24 protein-coding genes and 2 pseudogenes are annotated in these 24,406 nt (G+C 70.1%); 10 read left to right on the forward strand and 16 right to left on the reverse strand.

The window, feature by feature from the left end; genetic code table 11:
* Positions 1-240: 240 nt before the first annotated feature.
* The 4 genes and pseudogenes from ACGFWE_RS05745 to ACGFWE_RS05760 form a co-directional block, all read right to left on the reverse strand.
* Positions 241-1,074: a class I SAM-dependent methyltransferase gene (locus ACGFWE_RS05745; RefSeq protein WP_393598113.1), complete on the reverse strand. Its 834-nt coding sequence runs from the start codon at positions 1,072-1,074 to the stop codon at positions 241-243.
* Positions 1,071-1,688 (reverse strand): DUF2064 domain-containing protein, encoded by a 618-nt coding sequence (locus ACGFWE_RS05750; RefSeq protein WP_393598115.1) that lies wholly within the window; start codon positions 1,686-1,688, stop codon positions 1,071-1,073. The genes ACGFWE_RS05745 and ACGFWE_RS05750 overlap by 4 nt, the downstream gene beginning before the upstream one ends.
* Entirely contained in the window at positions 1,685-2,455 is a 771-nt protein-coding gene (locus tag ACGFWE_RS05755) for a glycosyltransferase family 2 protein (RefSeq protein WP_393598117.1), read from the reverse strand. Before ACGFWE_RS05755 ends, ACGFWE_RS05750 begins: the two co-directional genes overlap by 4 nt.
* A 418-nt stretch (positions 2,456-2,873) precedes the next feature.
* A pseudogene (locus ACGFWE_RS05760) lies at positions 2,874-3,870 on the reverse strand (NAD-dependent epimerase/dehydratase family protein).
* A gap of 445 nt (positions 3,871-4,315) precedes the next feature.
* Here ACGFWE_RS05760 and ACGFWE_RS05765 point away from each other — a divergent pair.
* Positions 4,316-5,542 (forward strand): lactonase family protein, encoded by a 1,227-nt coding sequence (locus ACGFWE_RS05765; RefSeq protein WP_393598119.1) that lies wholly within the window; start codon positions 4,316-4,318, stop codon positions 5,540-5,542.
* A gap of 211 nt (positions 5,543-5,753) precedes the next feature.
* Here the strand turns inward: ACGFWE_RS05765 and ACGFWE_RS05770 are convergent, their stop codons facing one another.
* Entirely contained in the window at positions 5,754-5,879 is a 126-nt protein-coding gene (locus ACGFWE_RS05770) for a hypothetical protein (RefSeq protein WP_393598121.1), read from the reverse strand.
* 314 nt (positions 5,880-6,193) lie between these two features.
* On the opposite strand from ACGFWE_RS05770, the gene ACGFWE_RS05775 reads away from it, so the two are divergent.
* The 6 genes from ACGFWE_RS05775 to ACGFWE_RS05800 all read left to right on the forward strand — a co-directional run bounded on the left by ACGFWE_RS05775 (position 6,194) and on the right by ACGFWE_RS05800 (position 11,254).
* Entirely contained in the window at positions 6,194-7,636 is a 1,443-nt protein-coding gene (locus tag ACGFWE_RS05775; RefSeq protein WP_393598123.1) for a DUF1996 domain-containing protein, read from the forward strand.
* 245 nt (positions 7,637-7,881) lie between these two features.
* Positions 7,882-8,490, forward strand: coding sequence for a hypothetical protein (locus tag ACGFWE_RS05780; RefSeq protein WP_393598125.1), 609 nt, complete (start codon positions 7,882-7,884; stop codon positions 8,488-8,490).
* 246 nt (positions 8,491-8,736) lie between these two features.
* The gene (locus tag ACGFWE_RS05785; RefSeq protein ID WP_393598126.1) at positions 8,737-9,093 is read left to right on the forward strand and encodes a hypothetical protein; all 357 of its coding nucleotides are present in this window, start codon (positions 8,737-8,739) and stop codon (positions 9,091-9,093) included.
* 37 nt (positions 9,094-9,130) lie between these two features.
* Positions 9,131-9,526 carry a GNAT family N-acetyltransferase gene (locus ACGFWE_RS05790; RefSeq protein WP_393598128.1) on the forward strand — a complete coding sequence of 132 codons (396 nt, stop codon included), beginning with the start codon at positions 9,131-9,133 and terminating at the stop codon, positions 9,524-9,526.
* 245 nt (positions 9,527-9,771) lie between these two features.
* A complete protein-coding gene (locus tag ACGFWE_RS05795; RefSeq protein ID WP_393598130.1) occupies positions 9,772-10,203 on the forward strand; it encodes an NfeD family protein in 432 nt (143 codons plus the stop codon).
* 4 nt (positions 10,204-10,207) lie between these two features.
* Positions 10,208-11,254 carry an SPFH domain-containing protein gene (locus tag ACGFWE_RS05800; RefSeq protein ID WP_393598132.1) on the forward strand — a complete coding sequence of 349 codons (1,047 nt, stop codon included), beginning with the start codon at positions 10,208-10,210 and terminating at the stop codon, positions 11,252-11,254.
* Between the two features lie 113 nt (positions 11,255-11,367).
* On the opposite strand, the gene ACGFWE_RS05805 is transcribed toward ACGFWE_RS05800, so the two are convergent.
* A complete protein-coding gene (locus tag ACGFWE_RS05805; protein ID WP_393598942.1) occupies positions 11,368-11,703 on the reverse strand; it encodes a hypothetical protein in 336 nt (111 codons plus the stop codon).
* Between the two features lie 288 nt (positions 11,704-11,991).
* Here ACGFWE_RS05805 and ACGFWE_RS05810 point away from each other — a divergent pair, with 288 nt between their 5' ends.
* Both ACGFWE_RS05810 and ACGFWE_RS05815 read left to right on the forward strand, forming a co-directional pair.
* Positions 11,992-12,243 carry a hypothetical protein gene (locus ACGFWE_RS05810; RefSeq protein ID WP_103545038.1) on the forward strand — a complete coding sequence of 84 codons (252 nt, stop codon included), beginning with the start codon at positions 11,992-11,994 and terminating at the stop codon, positions 12,241-12,243.
* Positions 12,240-12,629 carry a hypothetical protein gene (locus tag ACGFWE_RS05815; RefSeq protein ID WP_393598134.1) on the forward strand — a complete coding sequence of 130 codons (390 nt, stop codon included), beginning with the start codon at positions 12,240-12,242 and terminating at the stop codon, positions 12,627-12,629. Before ACGFWE_RS05810 ends, ACGFWE_RS05815 begins: the two co-directional genes overlap by 4 nt.
* Before the next feature lie 26 nt (positions 12,630-12,655).
* On the opposite strand, the gene ACGFWE_RS05820 is transcribed toward ACGFWE_RS05815, so the two are convergent.
* Positions 12,656-13,084, reverse strand: a complete 429-nt coding sequence (locus tag ACGFWE_RS05820) for a transposase (RefSeq protein ID WP_393598136.1) — start codon at positions 13,082-13,084, stop codon at positions 12,656-12,658.
* A gap of 188 nt (positions 13,085-13,272) precedes the next feature.
* Positions 13,273-14,325 (reverse strand): annotated as a pseudogene (locus ACGFWE_RS05825) (alkaline phosphatase family protein); the annotation flags it as partial.
* A gap of 156 nt (positions 14,326-14,481) precedes the next feature.
* On the opposite strand from ACGFWE_RS05825, the gene ACGFWE_RS05830 reads away from it, so the two are divergent.
* Complete coding sequence (locus ACGFWE_RS05830) at positions 14,482-15,780, forward strand: MFS transporter (protein ID WP_393598944.1); 1,299 nt, start codon at positions 14,482-14,484, stop codon at positions 15,778-15,780.
* Here ACGFWE_RS05830 and ACGFWE_RS05835 read toward each other — a convergent pair.
* Genes ACGFWE_RS05835 through ACGFWE_RS05870 form a run of 8 tightly spaced genes read right to left on the reverse strand, consistent with a single transcriptional unit; the run spans position 15,727 to position 24,374 of the window.
* Positions 15,727-16,698: a sugar phosphate isomerase/epimerase family protein gene (locus ACGFWE_RS05835; protein WP_393598138.1), complete on the reverse strand. Its 972-nt coding sequence runs from the start codon at positions 16,696-16,698 to the stop codon at positions 15,727-15,729. The two genes, ACGFWE_RS05830 and ACGFWE_RS05835, sit on opposite strands and share 54 nt — an antisense overlap.
* A complete protein-coding gene (locus ACGFWE_RS05840; protein ID WP_393598140.1) occupies positions 16,695-17,306 on the reverse strand; it encodes a nucleoside deaminase in 612 nt (203 codons plus the stop codon). Before ACGFWE_RS05840 ends, ACGFWE_RS05835 begins: the two co-directional genes overlap by 4 nt.
* A gap of 22 nt (positions 17,307-17,328) precedes the next feature.
* Complete coding sequence (locus ACGFWE_RS05845) at positions 17,329-18,840, reverse strand: GMC oxidoreductase (RefSeq protein ID WP_393598141.1); 1,512 nt, start codon at positions 18,838-18,840, stop codon at positions 17,329-17,331.
* A 30-nt stretch (positions 18,841-18,870) separates the two neighbouring features.
* A complete protein-coding gene (locus ACGFWE_RS05850) occupies positions 18,871-20,016 on the reverse strand; it encodes an ROK family protein (protein ID WP_393598143.1) in 1,146 nt (381 codons plus the stop codon).
* The gene (locus ACGFWE_RS05855) at positions 20,010-21,320 is read right to left on the reverse strand and encodes a carboxylesterase family protein (RefSeq protein WP_393598145.1); all 1,311 of its coding nucleotides are present in this window, start codon (positions 21,318-21,320) and stop codon (positions 20,010-20,012) included. The genes ACGFWE_RS05850 and ACGFWE_RS05855 overlap by 7 nt, the downstream gene beginning before the upstream one ends.
* On the reverse strand, positions 21,317-22,138 hold the full coding sequence (locus ACGFWE_RS05860) for a carbohydrate ABC transporter permease (RefSeq protein ID WP_393598147.1): 822 nt from the start codon (positions 22,136-22,138) through the stop codon (positions 21,317-21,319). The genes ACGFWE_RS05855 and ACGFWE_RS05860 overlap by 4 nt, the downstream gene beginning before the upstream one ends.
* Positions 22,135-23,076 carry a carbohydrate ABC transporter permease gene (locus ACGFWE_RS05865; protein WP_393598149.1) on the reverse strand — a complete coding sequence of 314 codons (942 nt, stop codon included), beginning with the start codon at positions 23,074-23,076 and terminating at the stop codon, positions 22,135-22,137. The genes ACGFWE_RS05860 and ACGFWE_RS05865 overlap by 4 nt, the downstream gene beginning before the upstream one ends.
* Complete coding sequence (locus ACGFWE_RS05870) at positions 23,076-24,374, reverse strand: extracellular solute-binding protein (protein WP_393598151.1); 1,299 nt, start codon at positions 24,372-24,374, stop codon at positions 23,076-23,078. Before ACGFWE_RS05870 ends, ACGFWE_RS05865 begins: the two co-directional genes overlap by 1 nt.
* Positions 24,375-24,406 lie beyond the last annotated feature (32 nt).

Genomic DNA, 24,406 nt, shown 5'->3' on the forward strand with positions numbered 1-24,406 from the left:
TGCGGGCATGCGACTGCTCGCGGACGACTGGCTCTCTGTTGTGCTGTGGTTCGTGGGCGCGGCGCTGGTGCACGACCTGGTGTTGCTGCCCCTGTACGCGGGCGCGGACCGGATTGTCGCGCGCGGGCTGGGCGTGGTCGGCCGCCGGGAGTGGACGGTCTTCGTGCGCGTCCCGGCGGCGTTCTCCGGCCTTCTGCTGCTGATCTGGTTTCCACTGATCAGCGGGCAGATGGCGGACCGCTACAGCTCTGCCACCACCCTGTCCGGCGACGGATTCCTGTCCCGGTGGCTTTTGATCACCGCGGTGCTGTTCGGCGGCTCGGTGGTGGTGCTCCTGCTGCGGTCCCTGTGGTTGCGCAGGGCGACGAAGGAGCGGCCGCCGGTCGTCCACTGACGTTCCGGGTGCCAGCCGGCGCATGTCGCGAGCCGGAGCAGGGCCGTTGTTCCGAGTCGGGCCCAGGGGAAGGGCGGGCCTGCCGTGCCGTGAGTGTCGGCGGTGATGCGGACGACGTGCACGGTGACGCGTTCGTCGACCTCACTGTCCGGGGCCGTCTCGGCGATCAACAGGCCGTTGTGGTTGAGGAGTTGGGACACCCGTCGGAGGAGGGCGGTCGGGTCGCCGCCGATGCCGATGTTGCCGTCGATGAGGAGGATCGTGTCCCAGCGCCCTTCGGTGGGGAGCGGCTCGAAGACGGAGCGTTGCAGAGCCTGACCGCCAAGCCGCACGGTGCGGGCGACGGCGGCTTCGCTTACGTCGACGCCGAGCGCCGGCCGGCCCCGGGCCGCGAGTTCGGCGACAAGCCGCCCCGGACCGCACCCCACATCGAGTACCGCGCCTTCACAGTGCTCCAGAACATTCATGTCCGCCGCGTCGGCCCTGGCACACCAGCGTTCCACCTCCAGCGGCAGCAGCCAGCCGTCGGAGCGACGAAGGAAGAGCGGACCCCGGCCGGTGACCAGGGCCTCTGAATAGGGGTCGGCAGCCCAAGGGCGCGGGACGCTGACGGAGGCAACCGGCGCAGGGCAATCCAGGGCGATCGCCCCCGGCGACGTGATCTCATGTGCGGTGCTCATCGGCCGACAGCCGCCCCGAGACGTTCCAGTTCGGCGGCGAAGCGGCTCCCTGGCGCAGCCGCGGCGACCGCCTCCGCATCGCCGACGGTGTCCACGTCTCGCAGGCGGGGCAGCTCGCGTACTCGCAGGCCCGCGACGGCGAGCCGTTCACGCTGCACGGCACCCGTCGTGGGCGTGGACATCGGCACACCCCGCAGCAGCTCGGGGTCCGGGTGGGCGAGGCCCAGCGCCCAGAAGCCTCCGTCTTCGGCCGGCCCGAAATACGCGTCGCAGTCGGCGAAGTCGACGGTGAGCAGCGCGGGCGTCACCTGAGGGGTGTCCATGCCGATGAGCAGCGCGGGTCCGTCGCAGCCGGCGAAGGCGGCGGCCAGCCGCTCGTCCAGACCTCCCGCGCACTGCGGGACGACGTCGAAGCCGGGGGGCAACCAGGGGCCCGGAGCGCCGTCGAGTACCAGCACGCGGCGCCGGGCGGGTGTGGCCGCCACCGTACGCAGGGTGTCCACGAGCGCCGCCTCGGCGAGCGCCGCCGCCTCTCGAGGCGTGAACGGCGGGGTGAGCCGGGTCTTCACCCGTCCCGGCCGCGGCTCCTTGGCGATGACGAGGAGAGTGGTCACTGAGCGGTTCCTCCTGGGAGTACGGCGAATGAGTCGGCACCTGCCCCGTCCGGGGGCATCGGTGGTTCGGCCAGGACGCGGCCCATGTCCCGGACCGCCTGCCAGGTTCCGCGCCAGGTACCGGTGACCTTGGAGGCACCGGCGCGCGGCAGGTAGGGCACGTCGTGCTCGACGACCCGCCAGCCGGCGTCGGCCGCGCGCACGACCATCTGCAGCGGGTAGCCACTGCGGCGGTCCTTGAGTGCCAGGGCGAGCAACTCTTCACGACGGCCGGCGCGGAGTGGGCCGAGGTCGTGCAGGCGCAGCCCTGTGCGGCGACGCAGCATCCGTGCCAGCACCACGTTGCCCAACCGGGCGTGCGCGGGCCAGGCGCCCCCGCCCTGCGGACGGCGCCGCCCGAGCACCAGGTCGGCCTCGCCGTCGCACACCTCGCGCACGAAGGGCACGAGCAGGGACGGGTCGAGGGAGGCGTCGCAGTCGCAGTAGCACACGATGTCCGCGGTGGCCGCGGTCAACCCGGCGTGACAGGCGGCGCCGAAGCCGCGGCGCGTCTCACGCACGACGGTCGCGCCGAGATCGCGGGCCAGCTCCGGCGAACCGTCCGTGGATCCGTTGTCCACCACGATCGCGCGCCATGTGGGCGGGATGCGGGCGAGCACCCAGGGCAGGGCCTCGGCCTCGTTCAGACAGGGGAGCACCACGTCGACAGTCGCCGCGGGCGTCTCCGCTTCCGATCGCGTTGCAGGAGAAGTCGTCACGGTTTTCACCCTACGAAGACAAAAGGGGCGTAAGGAACTTCGGCTCCTTACGAAACGCGGACGTCGAAGGAGGGAGCGGAGCACCGAAGTGCCGCCGGCCGAGGTCCGGTTGGGTGCGCGAGCGTCAGGCACCTCCGATGCCGAACCGGCTCTGCCACACGCGGGGTCACCCGGATGCCGGACACAGAGACTGACGTGCGGATGCTGTTCGTCTCCCTCGTTCGTCGGCACTGTCGCGGTCACTGCGATGCTCGTGGAGCCGGCGGACGTGGGGCGCAGGCGACCACCTTGCCGGCCCACACAGTGGTGAAACCAGCCGCCGTGACAGCAGCCGATATCCCCCGGGGCCCGCGCTGCTGCTCGATCGCCGGTCGGTCGGCGGGGCGCCGCCCGCCTCCCGCTCCGCCGCGACAGGCCCGGCCGAGTACTACTCCTCGCGCAGCCCGGCTCTCGCGAATTCCCGCATGCCCTCCTCGAATCCGACTTCGGCCTTCCAGCCCAGTTCGGCCCGCAACCGCGACGAGTCCGCCGTGATGTGCCGTACGTCCCCGAGGCGGTACTCCCCCGGTCACCACGGGCGCAAGTCCGCCGTACGCGGACGCCAGTACCTGCGCCATCTCGCCGACCGTGTGGGGCTCCCCGCTGCCGGTGTTGTACGCCGCCAGCGCTCCGGCTGGTGGCTCGACCTCCAGCGCCGCCACATTGGCCGCCGCCACATCCCGTACGTGCACGAAGTCCCGCCACTGACGGCCGTCCTTGCAGACACGCGGTGCCTCGCCCCGGGCGAGCACGGACCGGAAGAAGGACGCGACCCCCGCGTACGGGGTGTCGCGTGGCATGCCCGGCCCGTACACGTTGTGGTAGCGCAGCGAAACAGCCGAGCCGCCCATGGACCGGGCCCAGGCCGAAGCCAGATGCTCCCGGGCCAGCTTGGTCGTCGCGTACACGTTCCGGGGATCGACCGGAGCGTCCTCGCCGACCAGCCCCGGCGTCAGCGCCTCCTCGCACCGCGGACACCGGGGCTCGAAACGCCCTGCGTCCAGATCGGCCACGGCCCGAGGGCCTGGTCGTACCGCCCCGTGCCGCTCACACCCGTACAAGCCCTCGCCGTACACGACCATCGACCCGGCCAGCACGAACCGCCCCACCCCCGCCTCGGCCATGGCGGACAGCACCACCGCCGTACCGAGGTCGTTGCGCGACACGTACTCGACCGCGTCGCCGAACCCCTTCCCGAGCCCCACCATCGCCGCCTGATGACACTCGGCGTCCACACCCGGCAGAGCGGCCGCGACCGCCTCCGCGTCACGCACGTCCAGACCGTCACGCAGGTCGAACACGACCGCCTCGTGCCCCCGCGCGGTCAGCGCTTCGACGACATGACACCCGATGAACCCGGCTCCGCCGGTGACCAGTACTCGCATACGCGAACGCCAAGAGCATGGGCACCCCGCACGGCAGCACCGCGCCCATCACGTCACGGGTCCGTGAGATCTCGACAGATGCAGTCCATGGCGCGTCACCTCGGGGCCAACTCCGTCGGGCAGGCTCATCCGCCGTCCTGATCAGATCGGGACCGGCGACACCGCGACCGCACGCCCCCGCCCGCACTCCAGCACCCTGGGCCACGGTCCGCACGGCGTACGGCGTCCCGAAGTGGTCGACCTCGATCACCTGCCGGAATACCCCGTCCGGCAGCTCCCGGAAGTTCCCCCGCAGGCCGGACCGCCGCCGTTTTCTCCGGGCGAACGGAAGTTCTTACGAGAAGCTGACGCGGAACCGAAACATCCTCGCCACACCCGCCCCACAGGCAACTCTGGCTCTGCACGTCACCGACCGGCGGTGGCGACGAGGTGCAAGGAGTCAGGCGTGAGCAGGCATACCAGGCGCAGGTCGAAGTCGCAGATCCGGATGACCGTCGCCGGGGGCGGCATCCTCGCTTCGGCGGCGGTCGCGACCACGGTGGCCATCGCCTCGGCGGGGGAAGTCCCCCGCGCACACGAAGGCGCCACGACGAAGAGCGCCAGGGCGGGAGCCGACCACGCCGTCTTCGTCCAGGGCAACGAGCTCGCCGGAAACACCATCCACGTCTTCAGGCGCGGCGAGGACGGAAAGCTCACCGCCGCAGGTACCTACGCGACCGGCGGCAAGGGCGGTGACCAGGTCGACGCGCCCACCGACTCGCTCGCCTCCCAGGGCTCGCTCGTCTACGACCGGCGCTCGCATCTGCTGCTGGCGGTCAACGCGGGCAGCGGCACCGTGACCTCGTTCCGGGTCGAGGGACAGAAACTGACGGGCCGCCGGGTGGTGCGCTCGGGCGGGGACTTCCCCTCGTCCATCGCGGTGTCCGGCAACCTCGCCTACGTCATGAACGCGGGCGGCGCGGGCAGCGTCCAGGGCTTCAGGATCACAGCCGACGGACTCAAGCCGCTGGGCGGTTCATATCGCTCCCTGGGGCTGAAGAACGACAAGGTGCCGTTGTTCAGCAGCTCGCCCGGCCAGGTCGCGTTCACGCCGGGCGGCCGGGAGCTGGTCATCACCACGAAGTCGGCCAACACCATCGAGGTGTTCCCGATGCGGCGCGACGGACGTCCCACGCACCGGGCGAAGGTCAACGACTCGGCCGGCGGCGTGCCGTTCGCGATCACCTTCGACAAGACGGGCCGGATGCTGGTCGCCGAAGCCGAGAAATCGACGGTCAGTACGTACAAAGTGCGCACCGACGGCAGCCTCAAGGTCGTCCAGAAGCCCCTGGCCAACGGACAGAACACGCTGTGCTGGCTGGAACGCGCCGGCGACTTCTTCTACGGCGGCAACACCGGCAACTCCACCGTCACCGGCTACCGCACCGACCACCACGGCAAGCTCGCGCTCACCAACGAGATCGGCATAGCCACCCCGCCGTCTGCCATGTCCCAGGGTGTCATCGACCTGGCGGTGACACAGGACGAGAAGTTCCTGTACGTGCAGAACGGGACATCCGGCACCGTCGACGGCTTCCGCATCGGCAAGAACGGCTCCCTCACCAAGGTCACCACGGCGACCGGGCTGCCCCCCTTCGCCGAGTCCGGCATGGAGGGAATAGCCGCGGTGTAAAGAAGCTGCCACCGTGGCCCGGCGCCCTGGAGACTCCTCTCCGAGGCGCCGAACCCGTTCCGGTAGCAAGGAGCGCTCGATGTCTGTCATCGATCCCGCAGCCGAAACAAGCCATGCGGGCCGGACTTGCCCAGCCGGCTGGAGCATGGCATGTGGCGCGCACAGTTATGACAGTGAGCGGAGTGGGCATGACCGTCAGACGCGGAGTCACTCAGTCCGCGAAAGGCAGATCGCCGAAGCGGACCACGCTGACGTCGTCCGGAAGGCGCAGCCCGAGCGACGCTGCCGCCCGATTGATGTACAGCCTCTGGTGGTTGCTGCCGACGAGGACCGCCATTGTGCGGTCGGTGACGCCAGCAGCTCCAGAGCGTCGTGGTGCGCGAGGCAGTGGGTGAAGTCGTCATAGCGCACAAGGCCCGGATCACATGGGATCCCGGCTTCTTCCAGCGCCAAGCGCAGGATGCCGAGGCGGCGCAACTCCTCGTGCTGGGCGGGAGTCAGTTCGGTCGCGGTTTAGTTCTTACGTGTCCATGACGCACAACGTGAATAGCAGCCGAGCGCCGGCCCCTCAGGTGAGGCTGGGGCATCACGGCGGCGGGTGATACGCGTCGCCGCCGGGCCAGGAACCACGTTGTCAGATCAGGAGTTCTCATGCGAGCAGATCACAGGCGCGGCCGAAGCCGCCGCAACGCCATCATGGCGGTCACGGCGCTCCTGGCAGGGGGCGGTGGCCTCGTAGCCGTGAACTACGCCGCCAACGCGTCCAACGTCACCGCCACTGCTCCTACGACGCGGTCAGCCCAGACGATCAGCTGCCCGGATGTGAAGGGCAAGCTGCCGGCCATCCCCCAGCAGGCACAGGCCGAGGTGGACCGGAACCTGCAGTTGCTGGACCGCCAGACCGCTGAGGCCAACCAGCGCCTGGTCGACACCCGTGGGCAAGGGGGTCCGAACTTTGTGCAGAACGCGATCCTCGGCCCTCTGACAGACAAGCGGAAGGCGACCATCGACCGGATCACCATCGCCATCGGCCGAACGGCCGCCAGGCCCACAGGGCTGGACGCTCTCGCCGCCTGCAACCTCGGTCTCGACGCACCCGCGACCCAGACATCCGGCGCCGGGGCCGCGAACCAGAGCCCCGGCGGCGCCCAGGGCGCGGGGGGCAACACCGGACAGCAAGGAAACGGATCCGGTGCCGCAGGACGCAGCAACGACGGGCCCACCGCGGCCGACTTCGTGGACATCACGAAGGTGGCCCCGAACGTGCGCAAGGTCCGCAGGCAAGCCGGCGCCTCGACCGGAGCCTTCACCTCCCGATGCGGAGTCAACAAGCAGGGACAGCACAACTCGGACAACGACATCGTGGCTCCCGGTGTCAGCAACGGCGCCCACCACGTCCACGACTACGTGGGCAACCGGAAGGTGGACTTCACATCGACCAACGAGTCTCTGAGCGCCCAGCGCACCTCCTGCACCAACGGCGACCAGTCCGCGTACTACTGGCCCGTCCTGCGGGACATCACCCGTCAGGGTCCCGACGCCAACGCCCTCGGCGGCGGCGCCGAGGGCAACAAGGGAGCCATCCTGGTACCCCGGACCGTGACGATCACCTACCAGGGCAGCCCCACCGGCAAGGTCGTGGCCATGCCACGCTTCCTGCGAATCATCACCGGTGACGCCAAGGCGTTCACCAACGGCACCAAGAACGCCAACGCCCACTGGAGCTGCACCGGCTTCGAGAACAAGGTCCAGCTCACCGACAAGTACCCCATCTGTCCCAGCGGCAGCAAGGTGGTGCGCAGCTTCGCCTTCCAGAGCTGCTGGGACGGCAGGAACACCGACAGCGCCGACCACCGCAGCCACGTCGCCTTCGCCGACGCACGCGGCAACTGCGCGAGCGGCTTCAAGGCCATCCCGCAGCTGACGATGAGGCTCACCTACAAGACCCCTGCGGCACCGAACTTCGCCGTCGACGGCTTCCAGGGACAGCAGCACAACGCCATCACCGACCACAACGACTTCATCAACGTGATGACCGACCAGCTCATGAAACAGGCGGTCTCCTGCATCAACTCAGGGCGCCGCTGCGGCTGACCCGACCGACCGGACCGCCACTCCCCCGGCCCCAGGGCCTCAACCCATTGACTGGAGACACCATCCGTCCACATGGCTCTTGAAGGTCCTGTGCTCTGGCCTCGCCGCAAGATCGGCGAGGCCAGTGTCACCTCAGAGTGGAATCGCCCAGGCGGACGGTTTCCAGCGTTCCACGGCACCACGCAAGATCTTACGAAGCCCTTACGCATGCGTCTCAAGTGACGTAACGCGCCTACGATCACAGCGTGTTGACCATCCGAGACCTCGCACTCGTCACTGTCGCGCCCCTTGTGCTGGCTGCGGCGGGCGCCGCGCACCCACATGGCCTGTCCAGGGCGACGGCCATGGACTGGACCCAGTTGCACATCGCACTGCTGCCGGTCTTTCCGCTGCTTACGCTCGGCCTCCTCGTCCCTCTGTGGCACCGCCCCCGACCAGACCTCGCAGGCTTCGCCACCGCGGTGGCCTGGACGAGTGCGTTCACCTACGCGGCCTTCTACACCGGTCTCGACGCGGTGGCCGGTATCGCGGCGGGAACCGCGGTCGAGCACGCTGCCGGGACAGCGAACGTAGGGCCGATCAAGTACCCGCTCTACGAGGCGGGTGAGTCGCTCGGGGAGGTCGGTGCCTACGCCCTCATCGTCGCTGTCGTGGCCACGGCGGTCGCGCTCTTCCCGAAACACGGCGTGCGAGTTGCTCCCGGCACGGGGGTTCTCCTGGTGGCCGGCTGGTCCTTCACAGACAGCCACATCTTCTGGCCCCGCGGTGTATGCACCATGCTCGGCTTCGCACTGGGGTTCGCTCTGCTCGCCGCCGGGACAAGGAGGAGCGACTCGCACCGCGCCTCGCGTTGAGCTGTCCGGCTGGTCTGCGACCGCAACAGCGCAGAACCGTACGGTTGGTCAGGGGGCCCTACACGAGCGCCTGGAATCGGGGTAGCAGGAAACCCGAAAGCGTCGCCGTCTCGGCCCCGGCGTTACTCGTCCGACTCGGGCGGCTGGTCGTCGCTATGTGTGGCTGCGCTACTTCGCACTCGCCTGACCGGCCCTCTGCCGAACCCGCCACGGGTACGGCCGCCCGAACCGGAAGGAGGCATGCGCATGGACGCCTCGCTGCTGGCACCCGTGGCTGTCGTCGCCCTGCTGGTGATCCGAGCCGCGCTGCTGGAGATCCGCCACCCGGGAAGCGCACGCCGGCAGCGGTGCCTTCTTGTTCGCCGTCGACCGATGACCGCCGGAGCCACCGTTTCCGTGCTTCTCTCCGTCGGGGGCTGGCGGGCAGTCGGCATCGCCGCCGTTGCGTGGGCGGTGCTGGCCGGGGCACTCGTCGCCCACATCGTCCACCTGTCCACCACGCCGGGAGCGGAAACGACAGGGAACCAGAACGGCGAACGTCGTCGAAGCCGCGGACAGCGCCTGGGCCCGCCTCCGACGAACCATCGCTGCACCAGTTGCTGAAAACAAGGCACCCAAGGCTCCAGGAGAGGTGGTCAGGGTGGTTCCCTCCCCGCGGTGGAACAGCCTTGCCGCTTCCTCCGCGATAACACCTACCGAGATAGTCCTGCGTGATCGCAACGACCGTCTCATCGGGCAGCTGCGCTTCCACGCCTGCCCGGCGTGCCGGACAGGTCGGATCCTGGACATCTGGGTCTGCGACGCCTGGCAGCACCAGGGGCTGGGCCGCGAACTCGTCCATTGCCTTCTCGCCCATCGCCCGGGCTACCGGTGGAGCACGACCTTACAAACCCAGGCGGGAAGAGCCTTCTTCCTGGCAATGGCCCAGGAGACCACGGTGGCTTGGCCCCACGCTGAACCCTTGTGCTGCCACCTCACGGGATCGTTCCGGCGCATATGGCGAGCCCTGCTGGACCGCCGGCCGCCGCCCTGCTGAGGCGCCCTTGCCTCGGCCTATATCGGCTCGCCGCCCTCAATGCTTCACATCTCGGTCGTCGGCTTCTCCATCCGGGTAAAATTGTTGAAAAGGTGCGAAGTAGCCGCTCGGAGTGCGTTGCATCAGTACCCCTCCGGTCGCCCGCCAGGGATTCCTCGCCCAGGGGTATCGCCGCCGTCCGGTATCAGGGTCCAATGGTGAGAGTCAGGCCCTTCCGCACCCGCACCGGTCAGAAGAGGCACGCTATGGATCCATGGCTGATCTGGTTGATCGTCGCAGCCGTGTTGGCTGCGGCGGAGATCTTCACTCTTACCGCCGCGCTCGGACTGCTGAGTGCGGCCGCGCTGGTCACAGCGGGGTCCGCTGCTGTGGGGCTGCCAGTGCCTTTCCAGTTCCTGGTGTTCGCTCTCGTCGCCACGGTCACCGTGGTGTTCGTCCGCCCCCTCGCAGTGCGGCACGTGCTCCAGCCCCAGGTGGCGCGATTCGGCGTGGACGCACTGGTCGGCCGGGCGGCCTATGTCGTCTCGGAGGTGACGGGCCTGGATGGCAGGGTCCGTATCGACGGCGAGGAATGGACAGCCCGCGCCTACGACGAGACGCTGGTGATTCCGCCCGGAAAGACCGTCGATGTCATGGAGATCAGCGGCGCCACCGCCCTCGTCTACCCCCGGGACTGAACCCATGGAAACCTCCGCGTTCCTCATTGCCGGCCTGATCGTCGCGCTGATCGCGGTCTTCACCGTGGTGCGGGCGGTCCGTATCGTGCCCCAGGCACGCGCTCGCAATGTCGAGCGCCTGGGCCGCTACCACCGGACCCTGACCCCCGGTCTCAGCCTCGTCATCCCGTACGTCGACCGCGTGCACCCGGTGATCGACCTGCGGGAACAGGTCGTCTCGTTCAAACCGCAGCCGGTCATCACCGAGGACAACCTGGTCGTCGAGATCGACACCGTCCTGTACTTCCAGGTCACCGACCCACGCGCGGCCTTCTACGAGATCGCGAACTTCCTTCAGGCGGTCGAACAGCTCACCGTGACCACCCTGCGCAACGTCGTGGGATCCATGGACCTGGAAAAGACCCTCACCTCACGGGACACCATCAACAGTCAGCTCCGTGGCGTACTGGACGAGGCCACCGGCAAGTGGGGGCTGCGGGTCAACCGCGTGGAGATCAAAGCCATCGACCCTCCGCAGTCCATCAAGGACGCGATGCAGAAGCAGATGCGAGCCGAGCGGGACAAGCGGGCCGCGATCCTCGGAGCCGAGGGGCAACGCCAGTCGCAGATCCTTACCGCCGAAGGCGACAAGCAGGCCGCCGTCCTGCGCGCCGAGGGCAACCGAACCGCCGCGATCCTCCAGGCCGAGGGCCAGTCCCGGGCCATCGACGAGGTCTTCCAGGCCGTACACCGCAACGACCCCGACCCCAAACTGCTTGCGTACCAGTACCTCCAGACACTGCCCCAACTCGCGCAAGGCTCCGGCAACAACTTCTGGGTGATCCCCAGCGAGATCACCTCCGCACTCCAGGGCGTGTCCCGCGCCTTCACCGAGGTGCTGCCCCAGTCACCAGCCACCCGAGAGAAGCCCTCGGACGACAGCGCCGAGCGTGCCGCCGACGACACGGCACAAGCCGCGAAAGCCGCCGCCGCAGCCCTCGCCGACGCCGCCAAGGCCGACCGCGCCACCCCCGACGCCCTCCCGTCCCGTCCCCCCGCTGACGGCGGGTGACAGCAGCCGGGTTCGCGTGGCCGCGCTGGGCGACCAGGTCGGTCCCGTTCGTTAGTGATTCGATCGGGCGGAGGCGGGACGTAGTGAGGGGCGACGTCGTTTCGTCGTAGGCGTCAGCCTTTGCATGCCATGGGTGGCTCGGCCGGTGCATCCCGCACCAGGGTGGTGACGGCGTCGAGGTATTCCTTGGTGTGCCTGTCGCGGGAGAGCCGGTCGTACACCGGCTGAAGCGCCCTGCGCAGTGCGGCCAGTTGGACCGGGATCGCGGGGGCGAACCTCTGGCCCCGGGCGCAGAGGCCCTCCAGGTCCCTGGTCTCTTCTTCGCGCAAGTGGGCGCCGACGCCATGCACTGCCTGCCGCGCCGCCTTGTGCAGCAGCTTGCGCTGGTCCTCGCCGAGCCGCTCGAGGACCTTGGTGTTGGCGACCAGGACGATCGGGCGGGGCCACAGAACAACGTTGGCGGTGCCCCAAGCGCAAAGGCTTCCGCGGCATCGCCATCCGGTACGACAAGAGCCCCACCTCCTGCGAAGTAGCGGTCACACTGCCCGTTCGCGCCGGTTCCGCCAGAGCGTGTAGACGATGATGACGTCGACTTCGCCGCGCTGTACGGCAGCCATGAGGAGCTCTCGCTTGCGAAATCACACCTACCGACCGTCCCTCGCCCCTGGCCGAGGCAAGCACAAGCAGCTACCTCAATCGCCTCCCCGGGCGGGTATACCCGATGTATTCTGTCAGGCATGGCACACACAACGATCAAGGTCGAGAGCAGTGTCCGGGACCGGCTGGCGATCCTGGCCGCCGAGAAGGACACCACGATCGCGGGGCTCGTCGGCGAATTCGCCACCCACACCCTCACTCAGAGTGAGCGGGACGAGCAGGTTGCGAAGACCCTCGAAGTCCTGCACGCGCTCTCCGGCTACGCCCCGGATCCCGAGCAGGACCGCGCAGCGGACGATGAGCTCACGCGCCGACTCGGCAGCGCCGCGTGAACCCTGTCGCCCCTGTCGATGTAGTCCTCGACGACAGCGCGCTGCTCGCTCTGGGCTCGGGCAACGTCCTGGCCTCCCGCCTTCTGTACCAGGCCGCCGAGACCGGGGCCTGGCGCGTCCACGTCGCGCTGGCCGCACTCGCCGAAGCGGACCGGGTGCGCACCGGACTCGCCGGCCACCTCGGCATGCTCGACCAGGTGGTTTTTCATCCGCTCGATCTCGCCGCCGTCCTGGCCGCCTCGGGCCACGAGCGGCCTCTGGGCTGGTGCCACACCCACCATGTGGCCATGCCCAGCCCCGAGCGCGTGGACGGGGCACGCGTCGCCACCATCCAGCCCAAGGCCTGGGACGGGGCCGGCGTCCGAGTCCTCGACCTCTCTCGCTGAGCGATCCGCCCGGGTGGGCGCGGACTTCACCAGTGGCACCTACATGATGCGATGGGCAGTGGTCCGTCGTGGTTGAGCCAGGCAACCCGCCGGGTCAGCCTCGGGTGCAGCCGGTCCCACGCCTGGGCGGTCGCCTTCCCGTAGAGGCGGGTGTCCGTGGCCGTCACGGCCTGCTGGGTGCCCCAGGTGACTCGGTCACCGAAGACGAACTCTCCGCCGTGCTTGGGCGGTCGGCCGCCCTTGGGGTCGTAGACCTGCGGCGGTGCCGGCCGTCGCATGACACGGTCTGAGCGGAGCCGGCCGAGGATCTCGACGGGCAGATCACTGAGCAGGTGGGCGATGCGGGGTGCGTCATATCCGGCGTCCAGGACGACCAGGACTTCGGGGCCGCCCGGCTTCCACTGGCCCGCGGCGACGAGTTGCTCGACGACCTCACGAACCTGGACGGTGGTCACTGCGGCGACATCAGCGCCGGGCTCCTCCCGTGATCGGCCGCCAGACCCTCGCCGCCCTCGCGAGCCGCCCCAGCACCGTGGGCAAGGGGGCATCCGGAATCGAGGCGTCGGCGAACTACAAGCGGGACAAAATGCGACCAATGCAAGCCCCAATGCGGCGTTTTCCCAGGTCAGCGCCTTGCGACTGAGAAGCCGTCGTTCTCGTCGTAGGTGATGAACAGGGCCGTCTTCGCCCACACCTTCGGGTCGGAGGTGAGCGCGTCCAGGACCTGGGCGATGTACCAGGCGCCGTAGTTCGCGGGCCAGTTGGGGTGCTCGGTGAAGGCCTCGGGGGCGACGATCCAGGAGACCTGGGGCAGCTTTCCGCCCTTCACGTCGGCCTTCAGCCGGTCGAAGTAGCCCTCGCCCTTGGTGTAGTCGGTGCCGGTGCGGGCCTTGTCGTACAGGGGGTCGCCGGGCTTGGCGTTGCGGTACTGGTTGAAGTAGAGGAGCGAGTTGTCGCCGTAGTTGCCGCGGTAGGCGTCCTGGATCCAGCCCCAGGAGCCGTTGGCGTCGAGGCCGTCGCCGACGTCCTGGTAGATCTTCCAGGAGACGCCGGCCTTCTCCAGGCGCTCGGGGTAGGTGGTCCAGCCGTAGCCCACCTCGTCGTTGCCGAGGACCGGGCCGCCGCCCTGGCCGTCGTTGCCCGTGTAGCCCGTCCACATGTAGTAGCGGTTCGGGTCGGTGGAGCCGATGAACGAGCAGTGGTAGGCGTCGCAGACGGTGAAGGAGTCGGCGAGGGCGTAGTGGAAGGGGATGTCCTCGCGGGTCAGGTACGCCATGGTCGTGGTCCCTTTGTTCGGGACCCATTTGTCGTACTTGCCCCCGTTGAAGGCGGCGTGTCCGTCGTTCCAGCCGTGCGGGAGGTCCTGGATGAACTGCAGGCCCAGATCGTCTGCTTCGGGGCGGAACGGCAGGATCTCCTTGCCGTTGGCGTCCGTCTGGTGCCAGACCGACTTGCCGTTCTCCAGCGTGACCGGGCGCGGGTCGCCGAAGCCGCGAACTCCCCTGAGCGAGCCGAAGTAGTGGTCGAAGGACCGGTTCTCCTGCATCAGGACGACGACGTGCTCGACGTCCTCGATCGTCCCCGTGCGGTGGTGGGCCGGAAGGGCGGCGGCGCGCTGGATGCTGTTCGACAGGGCGGTGAAGGCGGTGGTGGCGCCCGCGAGTTGCAGGAATCTGCGCCGGTTGACGTCGGACATGAGTGAGGGACCTCTCAATCCTGCGCATCGGTGGCCCGAAGGTGACGGAAGGTGCGCGCAGCGAGTGTTCCAAGTGCACCAAACGTCAGGGAAGGGTCCGGTGTCGCTGATGTGAAAGTCGCGGGTACGGCAGGTGTGCCGGAGCTCGATCGGGGGATGGTCGCGATCATGACAGAGACGCCACTTCCGGACGCGCCGCCCACGAAACGGCCCGTACGCCAACTGCTCGCCGCCTCCGTGGGCAATGCGGTCGAGTGGTACGACTGGTACGCCTACACGTTCCTGGCGACCTATATCGCCGCCGCGGTCTTCCCCAAGGGCGCGGACAACTCATTGGTGCCGCTGCTGTCGACGTTCGCGGTGTTCGCGGTGGGCTTCTTCATGCGGCCGGTCGGCGGGCTGTTGATGGGGGCGATCGCGGACCGGCACGGGCGGCGGGCCGCGCTGACGGTCACGATCCTGCTGATGGGCGGCAGCAGCCTGCTGGTCGGGCTGACACCCACGTACGCGGCGGTCGGCGTCCTCGCTCCGGTCGTGCTGGTGCTCGCGCGGCTGCTCCAAGGGCTGTCCGTGGGCGGTGAGTTCGCGGCGTCGACGACCTTCCTCGTCGAGTCGGCGGGGCCGGGCCGGCGCGGGCTGTTCTCCAGCTTCCAGTACGTGTCCACCACGGCGGGGCAGCTCCTCGCGTCCGGCATCGCCACGCTGCTGGTGGACACGGTCAGCGAGGGCCGGATGGACGCCTGGGGGTGGCGGGTGCCGTTCGTGCTCGGGGCCGTGCTGTCCCTGGTCGGGTTCTGGATCAGGCAGGGCGCCCAGGAGACCCGCAGCGAGGAGCAGCGGCGGGCGCCGCGTCCCGGGCTGCTGGACGGGCTGCGGCGCCATCCGCGCGAGTCCCTGCTGATCTGCGGGATCACGATGGGCGGCACGATCGCCTACTACACGTGGACCTCATACCTGCCGACGTACGCCGAACTCAACGCCGGTGTCGACAAGTCCGACGCGTTGCTCGCGGGAACGATCTCGCTCGCCTTCTTCGGGGTGCTCCAGCCGTTGGGCGGGCTGCTGTCGGACCGCTTCGGGCGGCGGCCGCTGCTGCTCTTCTTCGGGGTGGGTTTCGCGCTGCTGAGCGTGCCGCTGCTGCACGCGCTGCGGGACTCGTTCGTGGTGCTTCTGCTCGTGCAGTGCGCGGGGATGGTGTTGCTGACCGGGTTCACGTCGATCAGCGCGGCGGTGAACGCGGAGGTGTTTCCGGCGCGGGTGCGGGCGGCCGGGATCGGGTTCCCGTACTCCCTGACGGTGGCGTTGTTCGGCGGGACAGCACCGTATGTGGGCACGCTGTTCAAGGAGTTGGGGCATACGGGGCTGTTCCCGTGGTACGTGGCCGTCCTGTGCCTCGGTTCGTCAATGGTGTATCTGCGCCTCCCGGAGACCGCCCACGCGGAGCTGCGCCGCTAGCACCCGCTTCGCCACCGCTGTGCCCGCCCTCAGCGCGGCCACGGGATCGGCGGCCTCGTCGAGTTCGATCAGGACCGTGTCCGCGCCGGGCGTACCGGACATGGCGTCCGCCCAGCCCGCCCAGTCGACGATCCCTGTACCCAACTCCGTCATGTACGGCTGCTGCTGGGAGTACACCGTGTCGTCGATCGTGAGGTGGACGTCGATCGGGCCGACCGCGTCCTTCCAGTGGGCCAGGGCGGTGCGCGGGGCGTGGCGGCGGGCCACCGCGACGGGGTCGCCGCCGCCCAGGGCGATGTGGCAGGAGTCGGGGCACAGCCACACATAGCGCGGGTCGGTCAGGGCCATGAACAGGTCGATGTCCCGCTCGTACCAGAGGGTGCTGTGGGACTCGGTGTGGAAGGCCAGCCGCACCCCGTACCGGGACACCGCCTCGCCCACCGTGTGCGCGATGTCGGCCATGCGGGTCATGTAGGCGGCGTCGACGAAGAAGGGCGGTCGAGTGCCGTACGTCGTCCTCATCGGCAGTCCGGTGACGAGGACCTCGGCGCCCACCTCGGCGAGGAAGGCGGCGCGGCGCTCGGCGTCGGCGACGATCGCGGAAAGGTTGCCGCCGTGCCGCCAGTCGGGGGCGTCGCTGTCGGCGACGAAGGCGCTGACCACGGCCAGGCCCCGCGCGGACAGTTCGCGGCGGAACGCCTCCGCGCTGCCGAAGGCCCGCAGGGCCGAGTCCGCGTCCCCGGGCGCGAACGTCAGCTCGATGCCGGTCACTTCGGTCTCGGCGAGGGTGTGCATGACCCGCTGCCAGAAGCGGTCCGGATGATCCGCGGCCCAGGAGCGGACCGCGGCGGCGGAGTCGAGGTCCCAGAAACCGGGGTGGTAGAAGGTGATGACGTCGGTCGCGAAACGAGGGCTCATTCCGTTCCCCCGCGCGCGTTGTAGACGACGACCTCGTCCGACTCGTCGATGGCCTTGCGGTAGTTGCGGAACACCACGAGCGCCTCGTCCCGCAGGACGTCGCCCACGACCTCGATGCCCCGGGTCTCGAACTGCTCGGCCCAGTCCGCGCCGAGCGGGCCCTCGTCGAACGTGGTGATCTCCTCCAGCTCCGGGCCCTGACCGGCGACCACCAGACCGCGTACCCCGGACCACATCGTGGCGCCGTAACACTGCACGCAGGGGCGCCAGTTGACGACCAGTTCGTGCGAGGGCAGGCCCTCGCCGCCGAGGTCCCAGCTGCCGGTCGCCGTCTGGGCGAGGCCGAGCGCGACGACCTCGGCGTGCGCGCTGGAGACTCCGGTGGACAGGACGACGTTCACGCCGACGGAGACGATCCGGCCGGTATCACGCTCGGCGACCAGTGCCGCGAACGGGCCGCCGTTGCCCTCGCGCCAGTTGCGGTCGGCGAGGCGGTGCACGAGACGCATCCGGTCCTCGCGGGAGGGGGCGGTGGCGGGCACGTCGGCGAGTTCGTCCTCGATCCAGGCGGGTAGGGCCACGCGGTATTCCTTGGCGATGTCGATCACTGTGCTGTTCCTCTCGGATGGTTCAGGTGCGTGCGGTGACGGCACGGGCGGCCCGTACCGCGGTGACGGCGCCGGTCAGGGTGACGTTGGCGGCCATCGCCGTGGGGACGACTCCGTTGCCCGCCAGAAACAGGTTGTCGAAGCCCCACACCCGGCCGTCCGGGTCGCACACGCTGGTGCCGTCGTCGGTGACGCCTGCCCGGACCGTGCCGGTGAGATGCAGCGACGAGCCCGGCGGCAGCACCGTGGACTCGGTCGCCGGATCGAAGGGGCCGAACTCCTCGGCCACGGACCGGACTTCCTCCAGCGCCCGCCGGATCAGCGCACGGTCGGTCTCGGAGTAGCCGAACTCGACGCGGATGCGGGGCAGGCCGGCCAGGTCGCTCTCGCTCGCCGAGAACACCAGCCGGTTCTGCGGGCGCGACTCGACGGGCACGTACAGCGACAGGCCGACGGAGTGCGCGAGGGGCCGGCCGGTCTCGTCGACGTAGGTGCGGTTCATGATCTGGCCGTGGAAGGGCTGGGCGGGTCCGTTGCGCGGCAGCCACAGCGAGTCCGTGCTGAACTCGCCGGGGCGTGGCAGGGGCAGCGCGTCGGGGTCGAGGCCGAACCGGTCGAGGTCGAGCAGGACGCGGGCGGTGACGAAGGCGTGTTCGTTGAGGTGACGGCCCAGGGCCTCGGGGCGGATGCCGGAGGCGTACAGGAGTTGCGGGGTGCGCAGGGCGTCGGCGCACACCACCACGGTGCCGGCGCGGAGTTCGGTCTCGGTGCCGTCGGCGACGCGACGCAGGCGCGCTCCGGTGACCCGTCCGGCGTCGCCTTGGGTGAGTGCGGTCACCAGGGTGCCGGTGAGCAGGGTGAACGCCGGATCGCCGCCCTGCGCGAGTGCGGGCAGGATCGTCCCGGGTGCCGTGCGGGGCATGGGGCCCGAGGGTGTGGGGGCGACGGCCATGGGCATGGGCTGCGGGGCCCGGTCGGCCGGGCCGGTACCGCCGTAGCGTCGGCGCAGGACGTCGAGGACGAGTTCGCCGACCTTGGTCGGGCCGATCGCGGCGGGGGTGACGGCGAGCAGGCGGCGTGCGGTGGCGAGGTCGGCCGCCCAGGCGTCCGGGTCGCCGTAGTCGAAGACCTCGTCCCCTGCGGGCCACGGGGTCGCGGCGGTCCAGTGGACGCCCATGCCGCCCGTGTTCCAGGCGAGCGCGGCCTGCGGCATCGCCTCGGCGTCCTGGCCGAAGGCGAGCGCGTGGAACATGCCGGGGGTGAGATCGGGGAGGCTGCCCGCGACCTCTCGGACCACCTCCGCTCCCGTGTACATGCCCTGGATGCCGGTGGCGACCCTTTCGTTGTAGCGGGACCACAGGTCGGGGTCGTCGAGGTCGTGCAGATGCCGTCCCGGCGTGCCGCCGATCGGGGTGCCGCCGTCGGCCATGGTGATGTGCAGGGCCGGATCGCTCTCGCGCAGGAGACGGGCCACGAGGGCTCCCATGATGCCGCTGCCCACGACGAGGACGTCGGTGCGGGGGGTGTGGGTCAACTGAAGCTCCGGATGAGTGGGTTGTGGGGGTCAGTCGACCGGGGCGAGCGGTCCGAAGAGTTCGGTGTCCATGCGGTCCAGGGCGAGTTTCACCGCGCCGACGAGCGGGGCGTCGGGGCCGAGCGCGGTGGCGCGCAGTTCGACCGCGGGGGCGCGGGCGGCCTGCAGCGCGGCCCGCACCCGGGGCAGCAGGATGTCGGCCGCGTCCTCCAGGCCGCCACCGAGGATGATCAGCGAAGGGGCGACCGTCCAGGACAGGGTGGTGAGGATCGACGCGATGTTCTCCACGAACTCGTCGACCTCGGCGAGTGCGGCGGCGTCACCGTTGCGGGCCGCCTCGAAACGGGCCTGGGCGAGCGCGCGCTGGGCGGGCACGGGTGAGGTCAGGGCGGCTACGGGCCAGTCCTCGACCGAGCCGGCCGGCATCGAGGGGGCCTCGACGATCTCGCCCGCGGCGCCGTCGAGTCCGCGGTGCACGGCCCCCCGGATGAGAATGCCGAGGCCGGTCCGGTTGCCGAGCATCGCCCAGACGACGTTGTCGTGATCGGCGGCCACGCCCCGCCAACGCTCCGCCAGCGCACCGAGGTTGGTGTCGTTGTCGGCGAACCAGGGCACCGGGACGCGACGGCCGAGTTCCTCGGGCAGATGCACGCCCTCCCAGCGCGTGGTGTGCACCAGGCGCCGTACGACTCCTTCGTCGTCGATGGCACCGCCGCCCGCGATGGCCCCGGCGCGCAGCCGGTCCACCGAGCCGCCGGCGTCGTCGAGGGCGCGGAGGACCAGTTCGGCGGCGTCGTCGAGGGTGGTGTGCGGGTCCTTGTAGGCGCGCAGCGGCCGGTGGGCCCGGCCGAGGATGTGGCCGCGGACATCGGCGACGACGGCGGAGGCGTCGACGGTCGTGACCCGTACGGCCGCCAACAGGGCGTGTTCGGCGCGCAGTTCGTAGCGGCGGGCCGGGCGTCCGGCGCAGCCGCTGTGCGGCGTCCGGTCGAGTTCGGCGACCCAGCCCGCCTCGACGAGCGAGTCCAGGATCAGCTCGATCGTGCGGCGGGACAGGCCGGTCTGCGCGGCGAGTTCGGTGAGCTTGCGCGGCCCGGCCGATACCGCCAACGCCCGAAGGATCACCGAGGTGTTGACCCGTCGTACGGCGCTCTGGTTCATCCCCGCCGTCAGCACGCGTCGCCTCCCGTCACCGGGTCGTACACGCCTCGGGTGTCCGCCGCGAGCGGTCGGCCGTACTCACGGGCCGGGTCGCCGAGCCGTCCCGCCGCCCTCCCCCAGGCCGGGGTCTCGCCGCGGACGAAGGCGACGATGTCGGCGTGCATCCGGGCGGCCAGGTCGGCGGGCGGGTTCGGGCCGAGCGCCTCGGGGACGCCGGGCGCGTCGAGCACGTCGAAGAAGAAGGGGAGGTCGACGCAGTGGACGGCGCCGCCGAGGGTCGGGGAGGGCCATTCGAAGGAGTACAGCCAGGTACCGGCGGGTGCCTGGCGGCGGGCGGCCGCCGTGCGGGGGCAGGCGGACCGGAACAGGGTGTCCGAGATCCGGGTGCCGGCCCCGCGCGAACCGCGCCCGCCGTCGCCGTCGAACTCGTCGCCCGTGGCGCCGAGCAGCAGCGGGACGTCCTGTCCGTGCCCGGCCAGCCCCTCGGCGAGCGGCACCGGCAGAATGTCGTCGCCGACGACCGGGCCGAGCAGGAGTTGGTCGTCGTCCTTGCACAGGTCGAGCACGCCGCGTTGGAGCAACTCCGGTGCGCACAGGGCGAATCCGGCCCGGGTGAGCGGCACGCCCAGGTGCTCGCCGAGCCGAGCGAGGAGGTCGCGGGTCCGGGTCGCCTCCACCTCGAACAGGCCGCCGGAGAGACTGACCGCCCGCTGGAACCGCCCGCGCCCGGCGGGTGACGACAGCAGCGCGAGCACCATCGCTCCCCCGGCCGACTGGCCCGCGACGGTGACCCGGTCCGGGTCGCCCCCGAACGCGCCGATGTTCTCCCGCACCCAGTCGAGCGCGAGGAGCACGTCCCGCAGCCCGAGGTTGGTGGGGACGTCATCGAGGACCGCGAATCCGTCGACACCGAGCCGGTAGCCGACGCTGACGGTGACGACTCCGTCGCGGGCGAAGGCGCGGCCGTCGTACCAGGGGCTCGCCGGGCTGCCCGCGAGGAAGCCGCCGCCGTGGATCCACACGAGCACCGGGCAGCCGTCCGCGTCGGGGGCCGTGACGGAGACGTTCAGTATGTCGTCGCCGGGTACGGAGGGTTCCGGGATGGTGGTCGTGGCGAACAGCGGCACGCGCTGCGCGGTGGCGCCGGGGCGGGAGGCGTCGTACGGCTGTGCGAAGGGGCCGCGTCGAGTCGGTGCGGTGAACCTCCGTGGACCGGTAGGTGCTTCGGCGTACGGGATGCCCAAGAAGCGCCGCACGCCCCGGTGTTGACGGCCGACGACCGTGCCCGCCGGGGTCCGGACGGTGACGGGCGTGCTCATCGCAGCCCCGTTCCCGCGATGCCCTGCACGAAGTACCGCTGCAGGAAGAGGAAGAGCACGAGCACCGGCAGCATCACGACGATCGCTCCGGCGAGCAGCAGGCCGTAGTCGGTGACGTGGGCCGCGGCCTGGCTGGTGGCGGCGAGGCCGACCGGGAGGGTGTAGGTGGACATGCTCTGGGCGACCACCAGCGGCCAGATGAAGTTGTTCCAGGAGTTGAGGAACGACATGATCGTGATGGTGGCGACGGCGGGACCGGCCAGCGGCAGGAAGATCCTGAAGAAGATCCGGAACTCGCCCGCGCCGTCGATGCGGGCCGCTTCGAGGAGTTCGTCGGGGACCGACAGGGCGTACTGGCGCACGATGAAGACCAACAGCGGAAGCGCCGCGCCGGGCAGGGCGATTCCGGTGAGGGTGTCCGCGAGGCCCAGGTCCACGGTGATCACGAACTGGGTGACGAACACCGCGGTGAACGGCACCATCATCGCCGCCATGACAGCGCCGAACGCGAACCGCCGGCCCGCGAAGTCGAGCTTGGCGAGGGCGTATCCGGCGGCCGACGCGGCCACGATGTTCCCGGCCACGACGATCAGCGCGACGACCACGCTGTTGACCAGGAACCGGCCGAAGCCCTGGGTCTCGAACAGCCGGGTGAAGTTGCCGAAGGTGAGGTGGTGCGGGAACAGGGCCCCGGGGTCGGAGCGGATCTCGTCGAGGCTGCGCAGCGAGCCGCTCACACCCCAGGCGAAGGGCAGCGTGGTGAGCAGGGCGCACAGCACGAGGGCGGCGTACAGCGCGGGGCGGGCGGCACGGTTCATGTGCGGGACCTCAGCAGCCGGAACTGGACGACGCTCACCACGGTCACCAGCGCGAGCGTCACGAAGGACGCCGCCGAGGACATCCCGAACTCGCCCGCCCCGAACTGGCGGTAGGTGTACAGCGCGACCGACTCGGTGGAGCCGAGCGGGCCGCCGCCGGTGAGCAGGTAGGGCTCGTCGAAGACCTGGAGGTAGAAGACGGTCAGCAGGACGGAGACCATGAGCGTGGTGGGCAGCAGCAACGGCAGGGTGATGTGCCGGAGTTGGCGCCACCGGCCGGCCCCGTCGAGTGCGGCGGCCTCGTACACGTCCCGCGGGACGGCCTGGAGACCGGCGAGGAACAGCACCATCGCGATGCCGAAGTTGCGCCAGACGCCGAGCAGGATGACGACGGGCATGGCCAGGTGGGGGTCGTCCAGCCAGTTCGGTCCGGCGAATCCGACCGCGCCGAGCAGCTTGTTGACGGTGCCGTCGATGTGGAAGGCGTACTGCCAGATCAGCGCGACGGCGACGACGTTGGTGACGACGGGCGCGAAGAACACGGTGCGCAGGACACCGCGCAGCCGGCTGATGCCGGAGTTCAGCGCGAGGGCCAGGGTGAAGCCGATGCCCATCGTCAGGGGTACGCCCACGGCCACGAAGAGGGCGGTGTTGAGGATGTCCCGTACGAAGGTGTCGTCCTGGAAGAGCCGCAGGTAGTTGTCGATGCCGGTGAAGTCGACGGCGAACGGGGTGCGCAGGTCGGCACCGCGGATGTCGGTGAGGCTCAGGGCGAGCGCGGCGACCGTGGGGATCGCCGTGTAGACCAGGAAGACGAGGCCGAAGGGGGCGAGGAAGAGCCAGGCGACGGCGGTACGGCGGGCGCGGGACGTCCTGTGTGCCGCGGGCTTCGGTACGGCCGTCGCCTTCTTGGTGGCCGGTGCGAGCGTCGTGGTCATCACTGCGTGCCCGTGCCGACGCTCTCGGCGTAGGCCTGGATGTTCGCGGCCGCCTTCGCCGCGGTCTGCTTGCCCTTGGCGACGGCCTCCACCTCCTTGCCCAGCCGGGTCGCGACCTGCTGCCACGTGCTGACCTGTGGGAAGGCGCGGGTGTTCTTGAGCTGGGTGAAGAAGGCGGCAAGCAGCGGCTGGCCCTTGATCGCCGGGTCGTCCCAGGCGGAGATGACGGCCGGCAGCGAGCCGTACGCCTTGTACTGCGCGACCTGTGTGCTGGGCTCGGCCAGATGCCGGACGAGTTTCCAGGCGGCGTCCGTGTTGCCGCTGTCGGCGAGGACGCCCCAGGTGCCGCCCGCGGAGAAGGAGACGCTGCTCGACGCACCGGCGGGCAGCGGAGCGGTGGCGACATGGGAGGCGGTCCAGCCGCGCTTCTTGGCGGCGGTGTCGAGCTGGCCGATGACCCAGGGCCCGGTGATCATGCTCGCTGTCTTGCTGGAGACGAAGTACGGCTGTGCGTCGAGGAAGGTCGGCCCGCCGGTGTCGGCGGTCCCGGCGGTGAAGAAGGACGCGTTGTAGTCGAGGGCGTCGACCATCTGGGGCGTGTTCAGGTTCCACTTGCCGGCGGAGGTGACGAGTGAGGCTCCGGCCTGCCAGGCGTACATGGCGACGTCCTGGCCGTTGAAGATGTCCCACCCGATGTCGGCCCCGAGCGCGTGGGCCGCGCCGGCGCCCTGCAGGGCCTTGAGGAAGGGCTCCATGCCGGCCCAGGTGGTCGGCGCCTGAACGCCCGCCTTCTTGGCCAGATCCGATCGGTACACGAGCGCGTACGTGTACGCGTACCAGGGCACCGTGTAGGCCACGTCGTCCACGACTCCGGCGGCCCAGAGGCTCTTGAAGAAGCCGCCCGGATCCACCAGGCCGTCCGGCACCGGATGCAGGGTCGACGGGTTGAGGAACTGCGCCTGCGACTCGGGGAAGAACTGGGCGATGTCGGGTCCCTTGCCCGCCGCGATCGCCGCCTGGAGCTTGGTGTAGTACTCCGCGTTCGGGATCAGCGTGGTCTTCACGACCAGGTCGGGGTTGGCGGCCTTGAACGGCTTGACGACCGTGCCGAGCACGTCGGCGTCGCCCTGGGCGGCCCAGACGTTCACGGTGCCGGTGGCCGGGGACGCGTCGACCTTCTTGGCGGCGGAAGCGGCGGGCGCGTCGTTGTCGCGCCCGCAGCCGGCCAGGGGAAGCGCGGCGCCGAGCGCCATTCCGGCGGTCAGCCGCAGGGCGGTGCGACGGGAGAGGTTGGGCACGGGGACTCCTGTGACACGAGATTCCTCACGAG

This window comes from Streptomyces sp. NPDC048523 (assembly GCF_043199815.1).
Classification (GTDB): domain Bacteria; phylum Actinomycetota; class Actinomycetes; order Streptomycetales; family Streptomycetaceae; genus Streptomyces.